The organism is Chromobacterium subtsugae, from assembly GCF_035919665.1.
Classification (GTDB): Bacteria; Pseudomonadota; Gammaproteobacteria; order Burkholderiales; family Chromobacteriaceae; genus Chromobacterium; species Chromobacterium subtsugae.
The window spans coordinates 2,422,139-2,444,175 of sequence record NZ_CP142381.1; the positions used below are offsets into that span (position 1 = coordinate 2,422,139).

General features: G+C 67.2%; 19 protein-coding genes. 10 read left to right on the forward strand and 9 right to left on the reverse strand.

Annotated features, from left to right (window positions below; genetic code table 11):
* Nucleotides 1–68 precede the first annotated feature (68 nt).
* Nucleotides 69–1,070, reverse strand: coding sequence for a Fe2+-enterobactin ABC transporter substrate-binding protein (gene fepB, locus U6115_RS11765; RefSeq protein WP_043573703.1), 1,002 nt, complete (start codon nucleotides 1,068–1,070; stop codon nucleotides 69–71).
* A 299-nt stretch (nucleotides 1,071–1,369) separates the two neighbouring features.
* Between fepB and U6115_RS11770 the strand changes: the two genes are divergently transcribed.
* From U6115_RS11770 to U6115_RS11790, 5 genes are all read left to right on the forward strand, one after another.
* Nucleotides 1,370–2,494 carry an efflux RND transporter periplasmic adaptor subunit gene (locus U6115_RS11770; protein WP_230623343.1) on the forward strand — a complete coding sequence of 375 codons (1,125 nt, stop codon included), beginning with the start codon at nucleotides 1,370–1,372 and terminating at the stop codon, nucleotides 2,492–2,494.
* Between the two features lie 3 nt (nucleotides 2,495–2,497).
* A complete protein-coding gene (locus U6115_RS11775; RefSeq protein WP_043573705.1) occupies nucleotides 2,498–5,626 on the forward strand; it encodes an efflux RND transporter permease subunit in 3,129 nt (1,042 codons plus the stop codon).
* Entirely contained in the window at nucleotides 5,623–7,002 is a 1,380-nt protein-coding gene (locus U6115_RS11780; protein WP_043573707.1) for an efflux transporter outer membrane subunit, read from the forward strand. Before U6115_RS11775 ends, U6115_RS11780 begins: the two co-directional genes overlap by 4 nt.
* A 162-nt stretch (nucleotides 7,003–7,164) precedes the next feature.
* The gene (locus U6115_RS11785) at nucleotides 7,165–8,097 is read left to right on the forward strand and encodes an esterase/lipase family protein (protein ID WP_043573712.1); all 933 of its coding nucleotides are present in this window, start codon (nucleotides 7,165–7,167) and stop codon (nucleotides 8,095–8,097) included.
* Nucleotide 8,098: 1 nt separating this feature from the next.
* On the forward strand, nucleotides 8,099–9,022 hold the full coding sequence (locus tag U6115_RS11790) for a lipase secretion chaperone (protein ID WP_052257983.1): 924 nt from the start codon (nucleotides 8,099–8,101) through the stop codon (nucleotides 9,020–9,022).
* 54 nt (nucleotides 9,023–9,076) lie between these two features.
* Here the strand turns inward: U6115_RS11790 and trpC are convergent, their stop codons facing one another.
* Entirely contained in the window at nucleotides 9,077–9,874 is a 798-nt protein-coding gene (gene trpC, locus U6115_RS11795; RefSeq protein WP_043573715.1) for an indole-3-glycerol phosphate synthase TrpC, read from the reverse strand.
* Nucleotides 9,875–10,057: 183 nt separating this feature from the next.
* Nucleotides 10,058–10,816: an SDR family oxidoreductase gene (locus U6115_RS11800; RefSeq protein WP_043573717.1), complete on the reverse strand. Its 759-nt coding sequence runs from the start codon at nucleotides 10,814–10,816 to the stop codon at nucleotides 10,058–10,060.
* Between the two features lie 133 nt (nucleotides 10,817–10,949).
* Between U6115_RS11800 and U6115_RS11805 the strand changes: the two genes are divergently transcribed.
* Nucleotides 10,950–11,858 carry a LysR family transcriptional regulator gene (locus U6115_RS11805; RefSeq protein ID WP_043573719.1) on the forward strand — a complete coding sequence of 303 codons (909 nt, stop codon included), beginning with the start codon at nucleotides 10,950–10,952 and terminating at the stop codon, nucleotides 11,856–11,858.
* Here U6115_RS11805 and U6115_RS11810 read toward each other — a convergent pair.
* Together U6115_RS11810 and U6115_RS11815 are read right to left on the reverse strand one after the other, a co-directional pair.
* Nucleotides 11,855–12,355, reverse strand: a complete 501-nt coding sequence (locus tag U6115_RS11810; RefSeq protein WP_043573721.1) for a prolyl-tRNA synthetase associated domain-containing protein — start codon at nucleotides 12,353–12,355, stop codon at nucleotides 11,855–11,857. The two genes, U6115_RS11805 and U6115_RS11810, sit on opposite strands and share 4 nt — an antisense overlap.
* A gap of 56 nt (nucleotides 12,356–12,411) precedes the next feature.
* Nucleotides 12,412–12,975, reverse strand: a complete 564-nt coding sequence (locus U6115_RS11815) for a TetR/AcrR family transcriptional regulator (RefSeq protein WP_043573723.1) — start codon at nucleotides 12,973–12,975, stop codon at nucleotides 12,412–12,414.
* 89 nt (nucleotides 12,976–13,064) lie between these two features.
* Here U6115_RS11815 and U6115_RS11820 point away from each other — a divergent pair, with 89 nt between their 5' ends.
* The 4 genes from U6115_RS11820 to U6115_RS11835 all read left to right on the forward strand — a co-directional run bounded on the left by U6115_RS11820 (nucleotide 13,065) and on the right by U6115_RS11835 (nucleotide 18,254).
* Nucleotides 13,065–13,532 carry a nuclear transport factor 2 family protein gene (locus tag U6115_RS11820; protein WP_043573725.1) on the forward strand — a complete coding sequence of 156 codons (468 nt, stop codon included), beginning with the start codon at nucleotides 13,065–13,067 and terminating at the stop codon, nucleotides 13,530–13,532.
* A 141-nt stretch (nucleotides 13,533–13,673) separates the two neighbouring features.
* Nucleotides 13,674–15,137 (forward strand): TldD/PmbA family protein, encoded by a 1,464-nt coding sequence (locus U6115_RS11825; protein WP_043573727.1) that lies wholly within the window; start codon nucleotides 13,674–13,676, stop codon nucleotides 15,135–15,137.
* Nucleotides 15,137–16,453, forward strand: coding sequence for a metallopeptidase TldD-related protein (locus tag U6115_RS11830; RefSeq protein WP_043573729.1), 1,317 nt, complete (start codon nucleotides 15,137–15,139; stop codon nucleotides 16,451–16,453). Before U6115_RS11825 ends, U6115_RS11830 begins: the two co-directional genes overlap by 1 nt.
* A 346-nt stretch (nucleotides 16,454–16,799) precedes the next feature.
* Nucleotides 16,800–18,254 carry an aminoacyl-histidine dipeptidase gene (locus U6115_RS11835; protein WP_043573730.1) on the forward strand — a complete coding sequence of 485 codons (1,455 nt, stop codon included), beginning with the start codon at nucleotides 16,800–16,802 and terminating at the stop codon, nucleotides 18,252–18,254.
* A 106-nt stretch (nucleotides 18,255–18,360) separates the two neighbouring features.
* Here U6115_RS11835 and U6115_RS11840 read toward each other — a convergent pair whose 3' ends face one another.
* From U6115_RS11840 to U6115_RS11855, 4 genes are all read right to left on the reverse strand, one after another.
* A complete protein-coding gene (locus U6115_RS11840; protein ID WP_043573732.1) occupies nucleotides 18,361–18,942 on the reverse strand; it encodes a potassium channel family protein in 582 nt (193 codons plus the stop codon).
* On the reverse strand, nucleotides 18,942–20,792 hold the full coding sequence (gene dxs, locus U6115_RS11845) for a 1-deoxy-D-xylulose-5-phosphate synthase (protein WP_043573734.1): 1,851 nt from the start codon (nucleotides 20,790–20,792) through the stop codon (nucleotides 18,942–18,944). The genes U6115_RS11840 and dxs overlap by 1 nt, the downstream gene beginning before the upstream one ends.
* A gap of 72 nt (nucleotides 20,793–20,864) precedes the next feature.
* Entirely contained in the window at nucleotides 20,865–21,761 is an 897-nt protein-coding gene (locus U6115_RS11850; protein WP_043573736.1) for a polyprenyl synthetase family protein, read from the reverse strand.
* Nucleotides 21,751–21,984 (reverse strand): exodeoxyribonuclease VII small subunit, encoded by a 234-nt coding sequence (locus U6115_RS11855; protein WP_043573738.1) that lies wholly within the window; start codon nucleotides 21,982–21,984, stop codon nucleotides 21,751–21,753. The genes U6115_RS11850 and U6115_RS11855 overlap by 11 nt, the downstream gene beginning before the upstream one ends.
* Nucleotides 21,985–22,037: the final 53 nt, after the last annotated feature.

Genomic DNA, 22,037 nt, shown 5'->3' on the forward strand with positions numbered 1-22,037 from the left:
GTGATGCGTGGAATATGAAAAAAAGCGGACCTCGGTCCGCTTTTTTATTGCCGCCGCTCGGGTGGTTTTCAGCCGAACTGCTTGCGCAGCCGCGCCAGCAGATTGCGCGCGCTGTAGTAGTCCAGCCGGAAGGTGTCCAGCCCGGCGGCGTACACCTGCTTGGCCTTCACCGCCGGATTGCCGGCCAGGAAGGGATTGGCCAGCACCTGCGGCACCTGGTCCTGGTCGGCATTGAACAGGATCATCGATTTGCCTTGCAGGCCGTCGGCGAACTTTTCGCCGGTCAGCTGGATGATGTCGTGCCGCACGCCCATGCTGGTATTGCCTTTGACGCTGTCCGGCGCGGTGGCCAGCTCAAATCCCAGCGACTGCAGCAGCTTGCCCTGCGCCGATTGCGGCGTCCACAGATTGGCGCCGGAGCCGTCCTCGTAATAGACCAACGCTGCCGTCGGCTGCGGCGGCAGCTTTAACGCTGCCTTCAGCTGGGCCGCTTCTGCATCGAAGCCGGCGATGGCGGCGCGGGCATCGGCCTCGCGGCCCGTGGCCTGGCCCAGCAGTGCCGCCAGTTCCTGCCAGCTCTTGTCGTCGTAATTCACCACCAGGGTCGGGGCCATCTGGCTCAATTGCTCGTACAGCTTCAGCGCGGAGTCGCCGCCGGTGCCGGCCATCACGATCAGGTCCGGCTGGGCGGCGATGATGGCCTCGGCGTTGGGTTCGCCCTGATACAGCGGCGTCACGCCGCGTTGCTTGGCCACCGCGCTCCACTGGGTGAAGAAGCCCTGATCATCCGTCACCTTGGAATGGGCGGCGCTGGCGCCGCTGGCGACCACCGGCGCGTGGATGGCGAGCAGGGTGCCGGTCAGCGTCACGCTGGTGGAGACGATGCGCTGCGGCATCTTGTCCAGCGTCACCTTGCCCTTGGGCGTGTCCAGCGTGCGCGGCCAGCCGGCGGAGGCGGCGGCCGCCTTGTCGGATTCGGCGGGGGCGTTGCAAGCGCCGAGCAGCGCGGCGAGGCCGGCTGCGGCGGCCAGGCGCAGCGCGCCGCGGCGCGTGGCGTAGGGGAGCGGCATGGAGTGTTTCCTTTGCATTCGATAGCGTCCGGCGATTTTATTGCAAGTGATAAGTATTATCATTAACATTGTCGCCGATGCCAAAATTCCCGTCTCAAATCCGGGAATTTGCCTGCAAGCTCTTGCGAGCGACGGATGGGCGCGGGCGCTGCGCCCGGCTTGTCCGCCGTTCGGTTTCTGGACTCGATTGAGCCCGAAGCGGGAGCCGCCAAGTCCAATCGCCGAAGACCGCATGCGTCCGCGCGCGCATTTTCCGGGGCTTGATGGTTCCCGTTTTCGCGGCCGGAATGCACGGGAATATGCGGATATTGACGGTTGTTGCGATGGCGGCGGGCTTGGCCGGCTGCGGAGGAAAGGAGCCAGCGCCGGAGGCGGGCAAGCCGCCCGAGGTGGGCGTGGTGAAACTGGAGGCCAAGGATGTGGCGGTAAGGGCTGAATTGGCTGGCCGCACCGTCGCCTACCGCAGCGCCGAGGTCCGGCCGCAGGTCAACGGCATCGTGCTGAAGCGCCATTTCACCGAGGGCAGCCTGGTCAAGGCCGGCGACCTGCTGTACCAGATCGACCCGGCCGGCTACCAGGCTGCCTTGCAGCAGGCGGAGGCGACGCTGGCGTCCGCCCGCGCCGCGCTGGGCAGCCTGAAGGGGCGCGCCGAACGCTATGCCGAATTGGCCAAGATAGACGGCGTCAGCCGCCAGGAGCGCGAGGAGGCGGACGCAGACTACCGCAAGGGCCTGGCGGCGGCGAAGTCCGGCGAGGCGGCGGTGGCGGCGGCCAGGGTGGAGCTGTCCCGCACCCGCGTGCTGGCGCCGATTTCCGGCCGCATCGGCCGCTCCGCCGTCAGCGAGGGCGCGCTGGTCACTTCAGGCCAGAGCGCGACTCTGGCCACCATCCAGCAGCTGGACCCGATGTACGTGGACATCGTCCAGTCCAGCCAGGATTTGCTGGCATTCAAGCGCCGTCAGGCCGACGGCGAGCTTGAGCCCGCCGGCTCGGCCGCCAGGCTGACGCTGGAGGACGGCGTGCCGTACCGGCATCCCGGCAAGCTACGTTTCACCGAGTTGAACGTGGACCGCGTCTCCGGCGCGGTGACGCTGCGCGCCGAATTCCCCAACCCCGAGGGGCTGCTGCTGCCCGGCATGTATGTGCGCGCCGAGCTGGAGCAGGGCGTGCGCCGCCAGGCGGTATTGGCGCCGCAGCAGGGGGTGGCGCGCGACGACAAGGGCCGAGCCACCGCGCTGGTGCTGGGCGCCGGCGACAAGGTGGAGCAGCGGCTGTTGACGACGGAAGGCACCCACGGCGCTTACTGGCTGGTGACGACGGGTCTGAAGGCCGGCGACCGGCTGATCGTCGACGGCCTGCAGCGCGCCCGCCCGGGCGAGGCGGCGACGCCGGTGGCCTTGCCGGCCCTGGCCGGGAGGAGTTGAGCGATGCTGGCGCGTTTCTTCATAGGCCGCCCGGTTTTCGCCTGGGTGCTGGCCATCGTCATCATGTTGGCCGGCTTGTTCGCCTTGCGCGCGCTGCCGGTGTCGCAATATCCGGACATCGCCCCGCCCACGGTGATGGTCAGCGCCAGCTACCCCGGCGCGTCCGCCCAGGTGGTGGAGACCAGCGTGATCCAGGTGCTGGAGCAGGAGCTGAAGGGCCTGGACAATCTGATGTATTTCAGCTCTACCAGCTCCTCGTCCGGCCAGGCCGAGATCATGCTCACCTTCCGCCAGGGCGCTAACGCCGACACCGCCCAGGTGCAGGTGCAGAACAAGGTCAGCCAGATGCTGGCGCGGCTGCCGCAGCAGGTGCAGCAGAACGGCTTGTCGGTGCAGAAGATGCAGGGCGATTTCCTGCTGATCGCCTCCTTTTATGATGTCAGCGGCCAACGCGGCGACACCGACATCGCCGACTGGCTGGCCAGCAATGTGCAAGACCCGCTGAGCCGGGTGGACGGCGTCGGCTCGGTGCGGGCCTTTGGCGCGCCGTACGCGATGCGGGTGTGGCTGGACCCGCACAAGCTGAACAGCTACGGCCTGATTCCGTCCGATGTCAGCGCCGCCATCTCCAAGCAGAACACCGAGGTCTCGGTCGGCGAGCTGGGCGCCTTGCCGTCGCCGCCGGGCCAGCAGCTGAACGCGATGGTCACCGCCTGGTCGCGCTTGTCCACGCCGGAGCAGTTTCGCGAGATCGTGCTCAAGGCGCTGCCGGACGGCGGCGCGGTGCGGCTGGGCGACGTGGCGCGGGTGGAGCTGGGGCAGGAGGATTACAGCAGCAGCTCGCGGCTGAACGGCCATCCGGCTTCCGGCCTGGCGGTGATGCTGGCGCCGGGCTCCAACGCGCTGGCCACCGCCGAGGCGGTGAAGGCGCGCGTCGCCGAGCTGGAGCGAAACTTCCCGCCGGGCATCCGCGTCGCCTATCCGGAGGACACCACCCACTTCGTCCGGCTGTCGATACGCGCGGTGATGGAGACGCTGCTGGAGGCGGTGGCGCTGGTGGTGCTGGTGATGTACGTCTTTTTGCGCAACTGGCGCGCGACGCTGATTCCGGCGCTGACGGTGCCGGTGGTGCTGTTGGGCACGTTCGGCGTGCTGTCGGCGGCCGGCTTCGGCATCAACACGCTGACCTTGTTCGGCATAGTGCTGGCCATCGGCCTGTTGGTCGACGACGCCATCGTGGTGGTGGAAAACGTCGAGCGGGTGATGAGCGAGGAGGGGCTGGACGCGCGCGCCGCCACTGTTCGTTCGATGGGCGAGATCGGCGGCGCGCTGGTCGGCATCGGCCTGGTGCTGGGGGCAGTGTTTCTGCCGATGGCTTTTTTCGGCGGCTCGGTCGGCGTCATCTACCGCCAGTTCTCCATCACTATCGTCGCGGCGATGGCCTTGTCGGTGCTGACCGCGCTGACCTTGACGCCAGCCTTGTGTGCGACGCTACTGCGGCCGGAAAAACCATCGGATAGCGGCCCTTTGGCCACGTTTGAGCGCCGTTTCCTCCGCCTGCAGTCGGCCTATGCTGACCGCTGGCTGCCAAGCTGGCTGCGCCGTCCCATGCGCGGCGGCATGGTTTATCTGGCGCTGGCGGCTGGCCTGGCGGCGCTGTATCCGCGGCTGCCGACGGCCTTCATCCCGGACGAGGACCAGGGCACGGTGATGGTGCAGTTCACGCTGCCCACCGGGGCCACCCACGAGCGCGCCGACAAGGTGGCGCGCGCAGTGGAGCAGCATTTCCTGGAGACCGAGAAGGCCAATGTCGAGTCGGTGTACATGTTGTCCGGCTTCAGCTTCGGCGGCTCCGGTCAGAACGCGGGCATGGCCTTCGTCGCGCTGAAAGACTGGTCGCAGCGACGCGGCCAAGAGAACAGCGCCCAGGCGATAGCCGACCGCGCCACCACCGCGCTGGCCTCAGCGCGGGACGCCGAGGTGTTCGGCATGGTGCTGCCGCCCATCGGGGGCCTGGGTCAGACCAATGGTTTCGAGTTCTGGCTGCAGGACGCGTCCGGCATGGGGCGCGAGGGCCTGGCCAAAGCGCGCGACCAATTGCTGAAGGCCGCGCAGGGCGACGACAGGCTCAGCGCGGTGCGCTCCGGCGCAGCCGACGACAAGCCGCAGCTGCGGCTGGATGTGGACCAGAGCAAGGCCGCCGCGCTGGGGCTGGACCCGGCCAATGTCGCCGACACGCTGGGCGCCGCCTGGGGCGGGCGCTACATCAATGATTTCATCGATAGAGGCCGGGTGAAGAAGGTGATGATGCAGGCCGACGCGCCTTACCGTTCCAAGCCCGAAGATCTAGGCCTGTGGTTCGTCCGCGGCGCGGACGGCACGATGACGCCGTTTTCCGCCTTCGCCCGCGCGCGTTGGGAATACGGCCCGGCACAGCTTAACCGCTACAACGGTTTGCCGGCGCTGCCGCTGTCGGGCTCGGCCGCCGCCGGCGTCAGCTCCGGCGAGGCGATGAAGGCGGTGGAGGCCGTGGCCGGCAAGCTGCCGGGCACGCAGTACGAGTGGAGCGGCCTGTCTTATCAGGATCGGTTGTCCAGCGGCCAGACGCCGCTGCTGTACGCGGTGTCGATATTGTTCGTCTTCCTGTGCCTGGCGGCGCTGTACGAAAGCTGGCTGGTGCCCTGCGCCGCCATGACGGCGATTCCGCTGGGCGTGCTGGGCGCGGTGCTGGCGGTGATGGCGCGCGGCCTGGCCAACGACATCTATTTCCAGGTGGGTCTGCTGACGACGATAGGCCTGTCGGCCAAGAACGCCATTCTGATCATCGAGTTCGCCGAGGCGGCGATACGGCGCGGCGACGATGCGCTGAGCGCGGCGCTGGCCGCCGCCCGCCAGCGCCTGCGGCCTATCCTGATGACCTCGCTGGCCTTCGGCGTCGGCGTCGCGCCGCTGGTCTGGGCCGGCGGGCCGGGAGCCGGCAGCCAGAACGCGATCGGCGCGGCGGTGCTGGGCGGCGTGGTGTCGGCCACGCTGCTGACGCTGTTCTTCGTGCCGCTGGCGCATCTGCTGATACGCGGCCTGGCGGGGCAAGTCGCGCAGCGGCGTTTGAAAATGGCGGAGGCGCGGCCATGAAGCGAGTTTTCTGCTTATTGGTGGGCGCGGTTTTGGCAGGCTGCGCGTCGCCGCAGCCGGATTACCAACGGCCCGCCGCGCCGGTGCCGGCGCATTGGCCCGCTGCGGACGCGGAAAGCGGACAGACCGATGTGGCCTGGCGGCGCTTCTTCGTCGACGAGGGCCTGCGCGCAACCATTGCCCAGGCATTGGCCAACAACCGCGATTTGCGCGCGGCTGTCGCCAATGTGCAGGTGGCGCGGGCGCAATATCGGGTGCAGGATGCGGCGCGGTTGCCGACGGTGCAGCTGCAGGGCAACGCCAATCGGCAATTGACCCGGAGCGGCGATCCGTCGCTGGCGGCGGCCAGCCGCGGCATCAGCGCCGGAGTGGGTGTCAGCGCGTTCGAGCTGGATTTGTTTGGCCGCGTGAAAAGCCTGAGCGATGCGCAGTGGCGGCGTTACCTGGCCAGCGAGTCCGGCGCGCAGGCGGCGCGGGTCAGCCTGATCGCGGAAACCGCCAATGCTTATTTGACCTTGGCCGCCGACCGCAGCCAGCTGGCTGCGGCGCGGGCGACGCAGCAAAGCGCCGAGCGCTCGCTCGCCCTGACGCGCGAGCGGCTGCGCTTGGGCGCGGCTTCGGCGCTGGACGTCAGCGCGATGAATACCGTGGCGCAACAGGCGCGGGCCGATGTCGCCCGCTACCAAGGGCTGGCGGAGCGGGACAGGCTGGCGTTGCAATTGCTGGTCGGCGCGGAGCTTGACGAGACGCGGCTGCCGGCGGCGCTGGAGGACAAGCCTTACACGCTGGCGGCGCTGCCGGTGGACGCGCCGGCCGATGCCTTGCTGCGCCGGCCGGATGTGCGCCAGGCGGAAAATCTGCTGCGGGCCGCCCATGCCGATGTGGACGCCGCGCGGGCCGGCTTGTGGCCCAAGCTGGGGCTTAGCGCCAGCTCCGGCTTCAGCGGGGTGACGCTGGCCGGTCTGCTGAACGCGCCTGCGCGGGCCTTGAGCCTGGCGCTGGATGCCAGCCTGCCATTATTGGATGGCGGCGCGGCCAGGGCCGGCGCGGATCAGGCGGAAGCGCAGCGGCTGGCGGCGCTGGCCGCTTACGAGAAAGCCCTGCAAAGCGGGTTTCGCGAAGTGGCCGACGCCTTGAGCCAGCGCCAGGCGCTGGCTGAGGAAAAACAGGCGCGGCAGGCGACGCTCGCCAGCGCGGAAACCTCGTTGCGGCTGGCGGAGGCGCGCTATCGGCAAGGATTGGATGGCTACCTGAGCCTGCTGGAGGCGCAGCGGACGGCGCAGGTGGCGCGCCAGCAGTGGATCGGCGCCAGCCTGGCTGAGGCGGAGAACATGGCGGCGCTGTACCAGGCGCTGGGCGGGGGGCTGGATGGCTAGCGCGGCCAGTCGTCCGGCCAGTCGGAGCTGGCATAGTGGCCAGTTGTTTGCTTTTTGTTGGACAAACGTTTGAACCATTGCTGGATTTTGCATTTGTCATGGCCTATCTCGATATAGGCGCCATTCGACGCCTGAAATCATACGAATAATTCGGGAGAGAAAATGAAACACCTGTTGTCGCGCAGCGCATTCGTCCTCGCCTTGCTCATGTTGCCGTTCGCATCGGCCTTCGCTTCCTCCGGCTACACCCAAACCCGCTATCCCATCGTGCTGGTGCATGGCCTGTTCGGCTTTGGCCAGATGCTGGGGGTGGATTATTTCTACCAGGTGCCGGCCGCATTGAAGGCTGACGGCGCCCAGGTATACGTGGCCGAGGTTTCCGCCACCGACAGCAACGAGGCCCGCGGCGAGCAATTGCTGCAGCAGGTGCAGAAGATCCTGGCCATCACCGGCGCGCAGAAGGTCAACCTGATCGGCCACAGCCAGGGCGCGCCCACCGCGCGCTACGTGGCCGGCGTGCGGCCGGACCTGGTGGCTTCGGTCACCACCATAGGCGGCGTCAACAAGGGCTCCACCGTGGCCGACATCGTGCGCGGCGCGGCGCCTGCGGGCACGGTTTCCGAAGCGGTGGCCGCCGCCATCGCCGGCGCTTTGGCCAAGGTGATCGCCTTCTTCTCCGGCACCAGCGACCTGCCGCAGCAGCCGATTGCCGCGTTGAACTCGCTGACCACCGCCGGTTCGCTGGCCTTCAACGCCAAGTTTCCGGCCGGCGTGCCGCGCTCGGCTTGCGGCGAAGGCGACTACCAGGTCAACGGCGTGCAGTACTACTCGTGGACCGGCGCGGCCACCACCACCAATGTGCTGGATCCGCTGACCATCCCGATGGGCGTGTTGGGCCTGGCTTTCGGCTCCACTGCCTCCGACGGCCTGGTGGCGGTGTGCTCCGCGCACCTGGGGCAGGTGATCCGCGACGACTACAAGATGAACCACGTCAACGAAATCAACCAGAGCTTCGGCCTGGTCAGCCTGTTCGAAGTCAGCCCGGTCAGCCTGTACCGCCAGCAGGCCAACCGCCTGAAGAACGCGGGCTTGTAAGATGCGCAAGGCCCGTCTGTTGCTTGGCTTGACGGGCGTCTGCGCCGGCCTGCTGGTTTGGCAGGCCTGGCCGCAGGCGCAGAAAACCGCTCCTGCCTCGGCGCAGGCCGGCAAGGACGGCGGTTTCGCGCCGTCCCTGCGCGGCACGCGGCCGGATGGCGCGGTCAAGGCTGCGGCCGACGGCGCGCTGCAGGTCAATCAGGAGCTGCGCCGCCTGTTCGACTACTATCTGGCCGCGTTGGGCGAGCGCGAGCTGCCGGCGATCCGCGCCGAGCTGCGCGCCTATCTGCAGCGCACCTTGTCCGCCGGCGCCTTGAAGCAGGCGATGGCGCTGTTCGACCGCTACGTCGCTTACCGCCAGTCGCTGGCGGGGATGGCGGTGGCGGCGAGCAGCGACCTGGCGCAGCGGCTGGCGCGGGCGCAGTCGCTGCGGCTGCAGTACTTCTCGCAGGCGGAAGTGGAGGGTTTGTTCGGCGATGAGGACCGTTACGACGCTTTCACCGCCAAGCGGCTGGCCATTCTGGCCAATTCGGCCTTGAGCGCGGCGGAAAAGCAGCGGCAGATCGCGCTGCTGGAGCAGCAGCTGCCGCCGGCCTTGCGCGCGGCGCGTGAAGAGCCGGTCAAGCATCTGCAGCTGGCGGAGGCCGAAGCCGAATTGCGCAAGCGGGGCGGCGGCGAGCAGGAACTGTACGCGCTGCGGGCCGGCATGGTGGGGCAGGCCGCTGCCGACCGGCTGGCGTCGCTGGACAAGGAGGAGGCCGCCTGGCAGCAGCGGGTGGCCGATTTCAATCGCGAGCGGGCGGCCATTCTGCAAAACGGCCAACTGAGCGATCAGCAGCGCCAGCAGGCGGTCAGCCAGCTGCAGGCGCAGCGCTTCAGCCAGCAGGAAGCCTTGCGGCTGGGGGCTTTCTCGCCGGCCAGATAGCGGAAAGCAGGATAAGGAAGGAAAGCAGCGGGCGCCGTCAGGCGCCCGTTCGCATCAGGGCTGCTGGCTGAACAGCCGCGCCAGCGCCTCGCCGGGCTCGGCTTCGCGCATGAAGGCTTCGCCCACCAGGAAGCTGTGCACGCCGCTGCTGCGCATCAGGCGCACGTCGTCGACGCCGGCGATGCCGCTCTCGGTGACGGCGATGCGGCCGTTGTCGATGCGCGGCAGCAGTTTGAGCGTGGTGGCCAGGCTCACTTCGAAGCTGCGCAGATTGCGGTTGTTGACGCCTATCAGCTCGGTCTTCAGCTGCAGCGCGGCATCCAGCTCCGCCTCGTTGTGCACTTCGGCCAGCACCGCCATGCCCAGCTCGTCGGCCAGCGCCTCGAATGCCTGCATCTGCGGCAGCTCCAGCGCGGCGGCGATCAGCAGGATGCAGTCGGCGCCCATCGCGCGGGCTTCGTAGATCTGGTATTCGTCGACGATGAAGTCCTTGCGCAGCGCCGGCAGGTGGCAGGCGGCGCGGGCGGCTTCCAGGAAGCTCGCGTCGCCCTGGAAATACTGGCGGTCGGTCAGCACCGACAGGCAGGCCGCGCCGTGCTTGGCGTAGCTGGCGGCGATGGCGGCCGGGTCGAAGTCGGGGCGGATCACGCCCTTGCTCGGGCTGGCCTTCTTGATTTCGGCGATCACGGCGGCCTTGCCCAGCGCATGCTTGGCGCGGATGGCGGCGACAAAGTCGCGGCGGTCGCCGCGGGATTCGGCGTCGGCGCGCACGCTGGCGAGCGGGCGGCCGCTTTGCGCCGCGGCGATTTCCTCATGCTTGGTGGCGATGATGGTGTTGAGAATATCGGACATGCTGGCTTCTGTGGTATCGACAACGAATCAGCCATCATGCAGAACATCGCCGAGTCTGGCAAGTCACGCAAAATGATGTTTGCGCGATGCGGGCGGCGGCTCGGCTGCGCGAGGCTGGCCGATGCGTGGCCGCGCAAGAAAAAACCGCCCGGGACGGACGGTTCGCGGCGCAGGCTGCCGGGTTCAGCGCGAGACGAAGCCGCCATTGATGAACAGGGTTTGGGCGGTGGTCCAGCGGTTTTCCGGGGAAACCAGATGCTTGACCAGCGGCACCAGGTCCGCCACCTGGCCCAGCTCGCCGTTGATGCTGGCGAGTTTCAGGTAGGCCACGGTTTCCGGGGTTTCCACCGCGTAGAAGAATTCGGTGTCCATCGGGCCGGGCGCCACCACGTTGACGGTGATGCCGCGCTGGCCCACTTCCTTGGCCAGCGCGCGGGTGAAGTCCTCCAGCGGCGCCTTGCTGCCGGCGTAGACGCCGTAGTAGCCGGTGGTGGCGGCCAAGAGCGAGGTGCCGATGCTGAGGATGCGGCCGTTGTCGCGCAGGCGGCGGCCGGCCTCCTGCAGGCAGAAGAAGGCTGCCTTGGTGTTCAGGGCGAAGATGGCGTCGAACTCTTCCTCGCTGACCTCGGTGACCGGCTTTTTCACCATCATGCCGGCGGTGTTGATCAGAATGTCCAGATGGCCGAAGCGCGCTTCCACCGCGTCGAACAGGCGGCGCACTTCCGCGGTCTTGGTGATGTCGGCCTGCACGGCGAAAGCCTGGCCGCCGGCGGCGTGGATCTGGGCGGCGGCTTCTTCCGCGCCGGCGCGGGAACCGGCGCTGTTGTAGTGGATGGCGACGGCGGCGCCGTCGGCGGCCAGCGCCTCGGCGAAGGCGCGGCCCATATTGCGCGATGCGCCGACTACCAGCGCGACTTTTCCTGCGAAGTGGGATTGGCTCATGTTTGCTGCTCCGTTGGCTGTGCCGCATGTCGCGGCGGGTGTTGACGCTTCGCAGTGTATTGTTTGGATATCTCCTGATAAATATGATGATTTTGATTACACTATCCATAAAATCGATCTAATTGGAGCAGGCATGGACCGGATTCAGGCGATGCAGGTATTCGCCACCGTGGTGGATGCCGGCGGCTTCACCAAGGCCGCGCAGCAGATGCAGCTGCCGCGCGCCACGGTGTCCAGCGCGGTGCAGCAACTGGAGGCGCAGCTGGGCGTGCGGCTTTTGCACCGGACCACGCGCCGGGTGCAATTGACGCTGGACGGCAGCGGCTTCTACGAACGCTGCCAGCAGCTGCTGGCCGATTTCGAGGAAATCGAGGCCTTGTTCAGCCAGCAGGGGGCCAATCCGCGCGGCAAGCTGCGCATAGACGTGCCGGGGCCGATAGGCCGCCAGGTGCTGGCGCCGGCGTTGCCGGAGTTTTTCCGCCAGTACCCCGACATCCAGCTGGAGCTGGGCGTCACCGACCGCCCGGTGGACCTGATTCAGGAAGGGGTGGATTGCGTGATCCGGGTGGGGCAGCTTGGCGAGTCGCGGCTGGTGGCGCGGCGGGTGGGCATGCTGGCGCAAGGCAATTACGCCAGCCCGGCCTACCTGGCGAGTTTCGGCGAACCGCGCAGCCCGGACGATCTGGCGCGGCACCAGGCGGTGAACTACGCGTCGCCGTCCAGCGGCAAGGTGTTCGCCTGGGAGTGGCAGCGCGACGGCGAGCGGCAGGAGAGGGCGCTGAGCGCCAAAATCAGTGTCAACCAGGTGGAAACCTATCTGGCCTGCGCGCTGGCCGGACTGGGCCTGATCCAGTTGCCGCGCTACGATGCGGCGCCGCATGTGGCCGCCGGGCGGCTGGTTGAGGTGCTGGCCGACTGGCCGCCGCCGGCGATGCCGGTGTCGGTGTTGTATCCGCACCGGCGCCATTTGTCGCGGCGGGTGCAGGTTTTCGTCGAATGGGCCTCGGCCCTGCTGCGGGAGCGGCTGGGTTTGGCCGACTAGCGGCTATCGCGCCGCGGCACCGCCAACACCCGCGGCGGGTGGCCGCAGTGCCGCAACAGCCGCTCCAGGTCGGCCACCGGCACGCTGAGCGTGGCGGTATTCACCAGCGGATGGCATAGGATGGCCTCCGCCGCCCACAGTTCGGCGTCCACCACCACCTGCACCGCGTCGTCGCGGTCGTTGACCGCCGCCAGCAGCGTCACAGATCCGGGCTCCAGCCCCAGGTGGCGCTTCAGCCTTTCCGGCGAGGCGAAACGCAGCCCTTTGGCGTCCAGCGTTTCGCCCAGGGCCTTGATGTCCACTCCGGCCGCGGCCGGCACCGCCACCAGAAAATGCCGGCGGCCCTTGGCGTCGCATAAAAACAGGTTTTTGCACTCCGCGCCGGGCAGGTCTGGAATCAGTCGCGCGGCCTCTTCGCAGGTATAGACCGGCGGATGCTCGAAGCGTTGATAGCGGACCTGCTGCGCGTCCAGCAGGCGATACAGCGCGTGTTCCATGCATTGTTCTCCGGCGTTTCGTTCCGTTTGAAACTATCACGGCGCCGCCGCCCGCGTCACCCCGCCAGTTTCATGATCAAGCCTTCCAGCGCCGCCAGCGCCGCTTCCGGCCGGCCGTCGATCTGCGCGCGCACGATGGCGCCGTCGGCTGCCAGCGCCAGCATGTCTGCCAAGCCGGCTGGGGCCGGGCGGGCCGGCAGCAGCGCGGCGATCGCATCGCGCATTTCGCTTTTGTGCCGGCGCGCCGCCTCGGCCAGCTCCGCTTCGGCCGGCATTTCGCCGACGCCGTTGATGAAGGCGCAGCCGCGAAAGTCGTCGGAGGCGAACCATTCCCGCAGCGCCTGGGCCAGCGCCATGGCGCCGTCGGCGGCATGGCGCGCCAACGCGGCGCGAAAGCCCGCCATCCATTGCTGGTGGCGTTGTTCCAGGTAGGCCTGTATCAAGTCGTGCTTGCTGGGGAAGTGGCGATAAAACGTCACTTTGCTGACGCCGGATTCGGCGATGAGCCGGTCTATGCCGGTGGCGCGCAGGCCTTCGCGGTAGAACAAGCGGTGCGCGGTGGCGAGGATGCGTTCCCGCGCCGGCAGCGCGGCGATGCCGCTGGATGGATTCGGTTTCATGAAAGTGATTGTAGACAGAGTTGTCTACTTAAGTCTAGACTGGTTTGCGTGTAGACAAATCTGTCTACTTAACCTGAAAAGGAAACATCATGGAAAACCGCCCGCCGCTGCCGCCGTTCACTCGCGAGACCGCGATCGAGAAAGTCCGCCTGGCCGAAGATGGCTGGAACAGCCGCGATCCGGCCCGGGTGGCGCTGGCCTACAGCGTGGATACCCGCTGGCGCAACCGCGTCGACTTTCCTCAGGGCCGGGCCGAAGCCGAGGCCTTGCTGGCGCGCAAATGGAAACGCGAGCTGGATTACCGTTTGATCAAGGAGTTATGGGCATTCGACGGCAACCGCATCGCGGTGCGCTTCGCCTACGAATGGCATGACGACGCCGGCCAGTGGTACCGCAGTTACGGCAACGAGAACTGGGCCTTCGGCGCCGACGGCCTGATGACCGACCGCCACGCCAGCATCAACGACATGCCGATTGCGCAAGCCGAGCGCAAGTTCTTCTGGCCGCTGGGCCGTCGTCCGGACGACCATCCAGGTTTGAGCGATCTGGGCTTGTAGCCGTGGACGCGGCGGGCCGCGCGGACGCGCGCGCCTGCCGCTTGGGCAATGGAAATAGGTATGGACAGCGGGACATGCGGCTGATTAGTATCAATGCCATTGACATTGCGGCCCAGGCCGACATCACATGGAGTTTTGCCCATGCTTGAAACCATCCGGCAGCGCTTCCTGGCGCTGCAACCGCAGGCGGATTTTTGTTCGCTGCGCTACGTGGAGGAAGACCGCGAACGGCTGCATGTCCGGCAGGGGCGGCAGCAGCCGTTGAGCCGCAGCCACGACCGCGGCGCGATGATCGTCGTGATCGATGGCGGCGGCTATGGCTATGCGGCCACCGCCGACCTGAGCGAGGCCGGCCTGCGCGCCGCTTTCGCGCGGGCGAAGGCGTGGGCCCGCGCCACGGCCGGCTGCGGGGTGTTCGATTACCGCCAAGTCGAGTTGCCCAGCCCGTCCGGCCGCTACGCCGGCCCGGGCAGCGAGAGCGAGGCGCCGTGGCGCCGCGCTGAATTGCTGGGTTTGCTGATGGAGGAATCTGCCGCGGCCAAGGGCGAGGACGCGCGCATCGTGGATTGGTCGGCCGGCCTGGTGCGGCAGGACATCCGCCAGCTCTACCTGACGTCGCGCGGCGGCGAGGCGGAGCAGCGTTTCCGCATGCTGACGCCGTCGTTGACGGTGACGGCCTTCGCCGACGGCCGAGTGCAGACGCGCAGCCTGGGCGGCCAGTATGGCGGCATGGCGCGCCAGGGCGCGGAGGAGGCGTTGATCGCGGAGGCCGGCCTGGCCGGCGCCGGCCGCCGCGTCGCCGACGAAGCCTTGCAGCTGCTGCATGCGCCCAATTGCCCGAGCGGCAAGATGGACCTGCTGCTGATGCCGGAGCAGATGATGCTGCAGATTCACGAAAGCATAGGCCATCCGCTGGAGTTGGACCGCATCCTGGGCGACGAGCGCAATTACGCCGGCACCAGCTTCGTCACCCTGGACATGTTCGGCCATTACCAGTACGGCTCCAGCCTGCTCAACGTCACCTTCGATCCGCTGCGCCGCCAGGAATTGGCCAGCTATGGCTGGGACGACGACGGCAAGGCCGCCGACAAGACGTGGCTGATCCGGAACGGCGTGCTGGAGCGGCCGCTGGGCGGCGACATCTCTTCGGCCCGGGCCGGCTTGGAGGGGATCGCGCTGGACGGGGTGGCGAACAGCCGCGGCTGCAACTGGAACCGGCCGGCGATAGACCGGATGGCCAACCTCAATGTCGAACCCGGCGACAAGACTTTCGAACAGCTGGTGGCCGGCGTGGAGCGCGGCGTGCTGATGCAGACCAATGTCAGCTGGTCGATCGACGATTCGCGCAACAAGTTCCAGTTCGGCTGCGAATGGGGCCAGTTGATAGAAGACGGCGAATTGAAGGGCGTGGTGCGCAATCCCAATTACCGCGGCATTTCCGCCAATTTCTGGCGCTCGCTGCGGGCGGTGGGCGACGAGTCTACGCTGTCGGTGCTGGGAACGCCTTATTGCGGCAAGGGCGAGCCCAACCAGGTGGTGAGAGTGGGCCACGCTTCGCCGGCCTGCGTGTTCGGCGAGGTGGATGTATTCGGAGGAGCGGCGTGATGCGGGCGCATTTCAAATTATTGGCGAACGAGCTGAAGCGGCAGCTGCGGGAGGGCGAGGGCTTTACCCTGTGGCTGGAGGCCGAGTCCACCGATTTCGTCAGGTTCAACCATGGCAAGGTGCGGCAGGCCGGCTCGGTGCGGCAGGCGTATCTGGATGTGCGCCTGCTGCGGGGAAGCCGCCAGGTCACGCAGCAGCTGTCGCTATCCGGCGACGACCACGATCTGGCCTTGCTGGAGAGCAGCTTGCCGGCCTTGCGCGCGGCGCTGGACGATGTGGAGGATGATCCCTTCCTGTTGCTGAACGACAAGCCGCAGGACAGCGAACGGCTGTCCGCTGCGGCGCTGCCGGACGGCGCGGCCATGGCGGAGGATATCCTGGCCGCCGCGCGCGGGCATGACTTGGTCGGCATTCTGGCAGCCGGCGAGATGAGCTTCGGCTTCGCCAATCATCTGGGCCAATTCAATTGGCAGCAGGGCGGCAGCTGGAATTTCGACTGGAGCCTGCATGCGTTTGGCGACAAGGCCGTGAAGCGCAGCATGGCCGGCGGCGAATGGGACGCGGGCCGGCTGCGCGGCGCCATCGACGAGGCGGCGGCGCAGCTGGAGTGGCTGAAGTTGCCGCCCAAGACGCTGGAGCCGGGCTGTTATCGCGCTTATTTCACGCCTTCGGCGCTGGGCAGCCTGTTGTCCATGCTCAGCTGGGGCGGCCTGTCGGAAAAAGAGGTGCGTTCCAAGCGCAGCCCCTTGTTGAAGCTGGCCGCCGGCGAAGTCGGCCTGTCGCCGTTGGTGACGTTGACGGAGGATGCCGCGGCCGGCCTGGCGCCGATGTTCCAGAGCGATGGCTTCATCAAGCCGGATCAGGTGGGCCTGATCGTCGGCGGCGCGCACCGCAACAGCCTGATCGGGCCGCGCAGCGCCGGCGAGTTCGGCTTGGCGCCCAATGCCGGCGCGCATGAGATGGCGGAATCGTTGCGGATGGAGGCGGGGGCCTTGCCGCAGCAGCAGGCGCTGGAAGCGTTGGGCACCGGGGTGTACCTGTCCAATCTGTGGTACCTGAACTTTTCCGACCGGGCCGCTTGCCGCATCACCGGCATGACGCGTTTCGCCTGTTTCTGGGTGGAGGGCGGCAAGATCGTCGCGCCGCTGGGCGTGATGCGTTTCGACGATAGCCTGTTCGATCTGTTGGGCGGGCAGTTGGAGGCGCTGACCGCCGAGCGCGAATTGCTGGCGGACGCCAGCAGCTACGGCGGCCGCGCCACCCAGAGCAAACTGCTGCCCGGCGCCTTGGTTTCCTCCTTGCATTTCAGCCTGTAAGGGCTGCATCTGGTCGGCTGCCAGCTTCGAGGGGGCTGGCGGCCACCTTGCATGTATCCATGCAATTTTCGCATGTTTAATGCCTTCTGCATGGGTGGTGCTGCATCGCATGGCCTGCTGCCGCCATGATTTTGCTTGGAATTCTTTCCATTCCAGACAAGCCGGGGTATGCTTTCTCTTCATTGCACATCCGCTAACGTGACGGATTTGCAAGCGCCGTCGGCGGGCCGGGATTTCTCCCCGCGCAGCGGCGTTTCATCATATTTCCAGCTTTCGCCGCGATGGCGAATGTTGTGCCCGGCGACGCGGCTGACCGCGCGCCGCGAACTGAATCAAGGAATGCGTTGTGACCGATATCGCCCAACTCGAACCCAAAGCCGTCTGGGAACACTTCCAAACCCTGTGCGACATTCCGCGCCCGTCCAAGCACGAGGAACAGGTGCGCGACTACATGAAAGGCTGGGCGGAGCTGCGCGGCCTGGAAACCGTCGTCGACAAGGTGGGCAACCTGATCATCCGCAAGCCGGCCACGCCGGGCTATGAAGACCGCGCCGGCGTGGTGCTGCAAGGCCACCTGGACATGGTGTGCCAGGCCAATAGCGGCACCGAGCACGACTTCTTCAAAGACCCGATCCGCCCGGTATTGAAAGATGGCTGGCTGATCGCCGAAAACACCACGCTGGGCGCCGACAACGGCATCGGCGTGGCGCTGGGCATGGCGGTATTGTCCGGCGACGACATGGCCCACGGCCCGGTGGAAGTGCTGCTGACGCTGGACGAAGAGGCCGGCATGGGCGGCGCGCTGGGCCTGGAGACCGGCCTGCTGCAAGGCCAGTACCTGATCAATATCGATACCGAAGAGTGGGGCGAGTTCTACATGGGCTGCGCCGGCGGCGTGGATGTCAATGTCAGCCGCGAATACGCGGTTGAGACCGTGCCGGCCGGCTTCCAGACCGCGAGCCTGACCATCAAAGGCCTGAAGGGCGGCCACTCCGGCGCCGACATCCACCTGGGCCGCGGCAACGCCAACAAGATCCTGATCCGCCTGCTGCGTGAATTGGAGGCGGAAACCGAACTGCGCCTGGCCACGCTCAAGGGCGGCACGGCCCGCAACGCGCTGTCGCGCGAGGCCTTCGCGGTGGTGGCCTATCCGGCCGCCGACGCCGCCAAGGTGGCGGCCAAGCTGGATGCCTTCCAGGCGCTGATGCGTTTCGAACTGGCTGGCGTCGACGAAGGCGTGGCGGTGTTGTCCGAAGCCGCCGCCGCTGCCGGCGTGCTGGCTCGCGCCGACCAAGCCGCCATTCTGTCCGCGCTGCATGCGGCGCCGCATGGCGTCAAGCGCATGAGCCAGCGCGTGGACGGCGTGGTGGAAACCTCCAACAACCTGGGCGTGGTCACCGTGGCCGACGGCAAGGTTTTCGCCAACCTGATGGTGCGCTCCCTGCTGGATTCCGGCACCTGGATGCTGGCGCGCGAAGTGGAAAGCCTGTTCAAGCTTGCCGCGTTCAAGGTGGAAATGGAAGGCGGCTACCCGGGCTGGGCGCCGAACCCGGGCTCCAAGCTGCTGGCCTTGTTCAAGGACGTGTTCCGCCAGGAATTCGGCGGCGAAGCCGAGGTGCAGGTGATCCACGCCGGCCTGGAATGCGGCATCCTGGGCGCCAAATACCCGAATCTGGACATGGTGTCCTTCGGCCCGAACATCCGCGGCGCGCACGCGCCGGGCGAACGAGTGGAAGTGGAGTCGGTAGGCAAGGCCTGGCAGTTGCTGCAGGCGGTGCTGAAAGCCATTCCGGCGCGTTGATTTCCCGCTTTGTCTGAAGAGCGGCCTGACTGAAAAGTCCGGCCGCTTTTTCATGGGCGCGCGGCGCGGGCGGCGATGGTGTCGGTTTCGCCGGGCCGGCGCGGCGTCAGTCGGCTTGCTTGCCGGCGCCGCGCGGACCCTGGCCGGAGAAATGGCGGCCGAAGCCTATGATCACCAGCGCGCTGGTGAAGATGATCTGCAAGTCGGCGAGCAGCCGCACCGGCCAGTAGGTGGGGTACATGTCGCCATAGCCGACGGTGGCGGCGGTGGCGATGGACAGGTGGAAGCAATCGAGGAACAGCAAGGCGGCGTGGCCGTAGAAGCCGGGCAGGAAGCCGCCCTGGCCGTCGTACAGCGCCGTCATGCCGTGGAAGGCGCTGCCGCCGGTCAGCAGCAGCGCGAACAGGTAGTACACCACGGCGAATTGCAGCACCAGGCCGACGTAAAGGCCGATCAGGTCGCCCAATTGGCGTTGGCGCGGCCGCCGCAGGATGTGCCGCACGGTGCGCCACAGCGGCCAGAAGAACACCGCCCAGGCCAGCCATTGCTCGCCCTGGCGCGGCAGCAGCGCATGCAGGCCCGCGCCGTGCCACAGCAGAGTGAGCAGAGCGGCGCAGGCCAGAGACAGCGCCGTTTCGGCATGCAATTGCAGCCGGGTTTCCAGGCTGGGAAGCGGCAGAGACGCCATCAGCCGGCCAGACGCTGGCGGATGCTGGCCTCGATGCCGGCGGCGTCCAGGCCGCATTTGGACAGCAGCAGCGCCGGGTCGCCGTGCTCGACATAGTCGTCGGGCAGGCCCAGCTGCAGCACCGGCGTGCTCAGCCACATTTCCTGCATCGCTTCCAGGCAAGCGGAGCCGGCGCCGCCCATCACCACGTTTTCCTCCACGGTGACGATCAGCTCGTGGCTTTCTGCCAGCGTGCGCACCAGCTCCATGTCCAGCGGCTTGACGAAGCGCATGTCGGCGACGGTGGCGTCCAGCGCTTCGGCGGCGGCGAGGGCGGGGCGCACCATGCTGCCGAAGGCCAGGATGGCGATCTTGCCGCCCTGGCGGCGAACCACGCCCTTGCCGACCGGCAGCGCTGCCATCTGCTGCTGGATTTCCACGCCGGGGCCGGTGCCGCGCGGGTAGCGGACGGCAGTCGGGCTGTCCAGCTGGAAGGCGGTGTACAACAGCTGGCGGCACTCGTTTTCGTCCGACGGCGCGATCACCGTCATATTGGGGATGCAGCGCAGGAAGCTGAGGTCGAAGGCGCCGGCATGGGTGGGGCCGTCGGCGCCGACCAGGCCGGCGCGGTCCAGCGCGAACATCACCGGCAGGTTCTGCAGCGCCACGTCGTGGATCAACTGGTCGTAGCCGCGCTGCAGGAAGGTGGAGTAGATCGCCACCACCGGCTTCAGGCCGTCGCAGGCCATGCCGCCGGCGAAAGTCACCGCGTGCTGCTCGGCGATGGCCACGTCGTAGTAGCGGTCCGGGTGCTCTTTCTCGAAGCGCACCATGCCGGAGCCCTCGCGCATCGCCGGGGTGATGCCGACCAGGCGCTTGTCCAGCTTGGCCATGTCGCACAGCCAGTCGCCGAACACCTGGGTGTATTGCGGTTTGCCGCCGCCGCTCTTGGCGCCGGCGAGGCCGTTGGCAGGGTCGAACTTGGTGACGCCGTGGTATTTGACCGGGTCATTCTCGGCCAGCTTGTAGCCCTGGCCTTTCTTAGTGACGATGTGCAGGAACTGCGGGCCTTTCAGGCTCTTGATGTTCTTCAGCGTGTCCACCAGCACGTCCACATCATGGCCATCGATCGGTCCGATGTAGTTGAAGCCGAATTCCTCGAACAGCGTGCCCGGGGTGAAGAAGCCCTTGACGTGCTCTTCCACCTTGCTGGCGATTTCCTTCAAAGGCGGGGCGATGCCCAGCACCTTGCTGGAGCCTTCGCGCATCGCCGCGTAGAAGCGGCCGGACATCAGCTTGGCCAGGTAGTTGTTCAGCGCGCCGACATTGGGCGAGATCGACATGTCGTTGTCGTTGAGGATCACCAGCAGGTCGGTGTCCATCGCGCCGGCGTTGTTCAGCGCCTCGAAGGCCTGGCCGGCGGTCATCGCGCCGTCGCCGATGATGGCCACGCTCTTGCGCTCCACGCCCAGCGTCTTGGCCGCCACCGCCATGCCCAGCGCGGCGCCGATCGAGGTGGACGAATGGCCGACGCCGAAGGTGTCGTATTCGGATTCTTCGCGCTTGGGGAAGCCGGCCAGGCCGCCGTACTGGCGCATGCTGCCCATCTGCTCGCGGCGGCCGGTCAGGATCTTGTGCGGGTAGGTCTGGTGGCCGACGTCCCAGACCAGGCGATCGTGCGGCGTGTCGAACACGTAATGCAGGGCGACGGTCAGCTCGATGCTGCCCAGATTGGACGCGAAGTGGCCGCCGGTCTTGCTGACCGTCTCCACCAGGAATTCGCGCAGTTCGCGCGCCAGCTGCGGCAGCTGGTTGCGGGACAGCTGCCGCAGGTCGGCGGGGCTGTTGATGTTTTCTAGCAGCGGATACATTGTTTGGTCTGCAGTGGTATGGCTCGCCGGGCGGTGGGCCGCCCTGGTTCGATTGCTGGCTTTACGAGCGGTTCAAAACGAGCGGGCGACGATGTAGTCGGCCAGTTGTCTCAGGCGGTCGGCGCGCGGGCCGAAGCCCTGCAGCGCGGCGAAGGCCTGGTCGTGCAAATCCTTAGCCATGCGCTTGGCCTCGGCAAGGCCCAGCAGGCTGACGTAGGTGGGCTTGTCATGGGCGGCGTCCTTGCCGGCGGTCTTGCCCAGCGTGGCGGTGTCGGCCTCGCAATCCAGAATATCGTCCACCACCTGGAAGGCCAGGCCGACGCGCTTGGCGAACACGTCCAGCGCTTCTTTATCCGCGGCGGACAGTTCACTGCCTGCCATCGCGCCCATCAGCACCGAAGCGCGGATCAGCGCGCCGGTTTTCAGCATGTGCATGAATTCCAGCTCCGGCGGCGTCAGCGGCTGGCCCACGCTGGCCAGGTCTATCGCCTGGCCGCCGGCCATGCCGGCGTGGCCGGACGCATGGGCCAGGATGCGGACGATTTCCAGCTGGCTGGCCGGCGCGATGCCGGGCAGAGGCGTGGCGATCAGCTCGAAGGCGCGGGTTTGCAGCGCGTCGCCCACCAGCAGCGCCGTGGCTTCGTCGTAGGCTACGTGACAGGTGGGCTTGCCGCGGCGCAGCACATCGTCGTCCATGCAGGGCATGTCGTCGTGCACCAGCGAATAGGCGTGGATCATTTCCAGCGCCGCGCCGACGCGGGCCAGGTTTTCCGGCTTGGCGTCCACCAGCTCGCCGGCGGCGAAGGCCAGCAGCGGGCGCACCCGCTTGCCGCCTTCCAGCGTGGCGTAGCGCATCGCCTGGTGCAGGCGCTGCGGCGCGGCGTCGGCGGCGGGCAGCAGGCGTTCCAGCGCCGCTTCCATGTGCTGCTGGATGGCGGTCATCCAGCCGATGAAGGTTTCATTGGCCATTGGGCAGATCCAGCGCCTTCAGTTCGTTGTTTTCCAGGATTTTCAGCTGCTGTTCCGCGTCGGCGAGCTTGGCCTGGCAGAACTTGATCAATTCGGTGCCTTGCTTGTAGGAGGCAAGGGCTGTTTCCAGCGGCAGATCGCCGCTGTCCATCGCCTGGATGATGTCCTCCAGCTGGGCCAGCGCGCTCTCGAAGCTGGCCGGCGCTTTGGCGGCTTTTGCCATGGCGGTATTCCTCGTGCGTGTCAGGCCGACATTCTAGTCCAATTCCACGGCAA

Bases quoted from the DNA above. Each gene is read 5' to 3' on its own strand.
- fepB (WP_043573703.1), bottom strand. From the start codon at position 1,070: ATGCCGCTCCCCTACGCCACGCGCCGCGGCGCGCTGCGCCTGGCCGCC.
- U6115_RS11770 (WP_230623343.1), top strand. From the start codon at position 1,370: ATGCGGATATTGACGGTTGTTGCGATGGCGGCGGGCTTGGCCGGCTGC.
- U6115_RS11775 (WP_043573705.1), top strand. From the start codon at position 2,498: ATGCTGGCGCGTTTCTTCATAGGCCGCCCGGTTTTCGCCTGGGTGCTG.
- U6115_RS11780 (WP_043573707.1), top strand. From the start codon at position 5,623: ATGAAGCGAGTTTTCTGCTTATTGGTGGGCGCGGTTTTGGCAGGCTGC.
- U6115_RS11785 (WP_043573712.1), top strand. From the start codon at position 7,165: ATGAAACACCTGTTGTCGCGCAGCGCATTCGTCCTCGCCTTGCTCATG.
- U6115_RS11790 (WP_052257983.1), top strand. From the start codon at position 8,099: ATGCGCAAGGCCCGTCTGTTGCTTGGCTTGACGGGCGTCTGCGCCGGC.
- trpC (WP_043573715.1), bottom strand. From the start codon at position 9,874: ATGTCCGATATTCTCAACACCATCATCGCCACCAAGCATGAGGAAATC.
- U6115_RS11800 (WP_043573717.1), bottom strand. From the start codon at position 10,816: ATGAGCCAATCCCACTTCGCAGGAAAAGTCGCGCTGGTAGTCGGCGCA.
- U6115_RS11805 (WP_043573719.1), top strand. From the start codon at position 10,950: ATGGACCGGATTCAGGCGATGCAGGTATTCGCCACCGTGGTGGATGCC.
- U6115_RS11810 (WP_043573721.1), bottom strand. From the start codon at position 12,355: ATGGAACACGCGCTGTATCGCCTGCTGGACGCGCAGCAGGTCCGCTAT.
- U6115_RS11815 (WP_043573723.1), bottom strand. From the start codon at position 12,975: ATGAAACCGAATCCATCCAGCGGCATCGCCGCGCTGCCGGCGCGGGAA.
- U6115_RS11820 (WP_043573725.1), top strand. From the start codon at position 13,065: ATGGAAAACCGCCCGCCGCTGCCGCCGTTCACTCGCGAGACCGCGATC.
- U6115_RS11825 (WP_043573727.1), top strand. From the start codon at position 13,674: ATGCTTGAAACCATCCGGCAGCGCTTCCTGGCGCTGCAACCGCAGGCG.
- U6115_RS11830 (WP_043573729.1), top strand. From the start codon at position 15,137: ATGCGGGCGCATTTCAAATTATTGGCGAACGAGCTGAAGCGGCAGCTG.
- U6115_RS11840 (WP_043573732.1), bottom strand. From the start codon at position 18,942: ATGGCGTCTCTGCCGCTTCCCAGCCTGGAAACCCGGCTGCAATTGCAT.
- dxs (WP_043573734.1), bottom strand. From the start codon at position 20,792: ATGTATCCGCTGCTAGAAAACATCAACAGCCCCGCCGACCTGCGGCAG.
- U6115_RS11850 (WP_043573736.1), bottom strand. From the start codon at position 21,761: ATGGCCAATGAAACCTTCATCGGCTGGATGACCGCCATCCAGCAGCAC.
- U6115_RS11855 (WP_043573738.1), bottom strand. From the start codon at position 21,984: ATGGCAAAAGCCGCCAAAGCGCCGGCCAGCTTCGAGAGCGCGCTGGCC.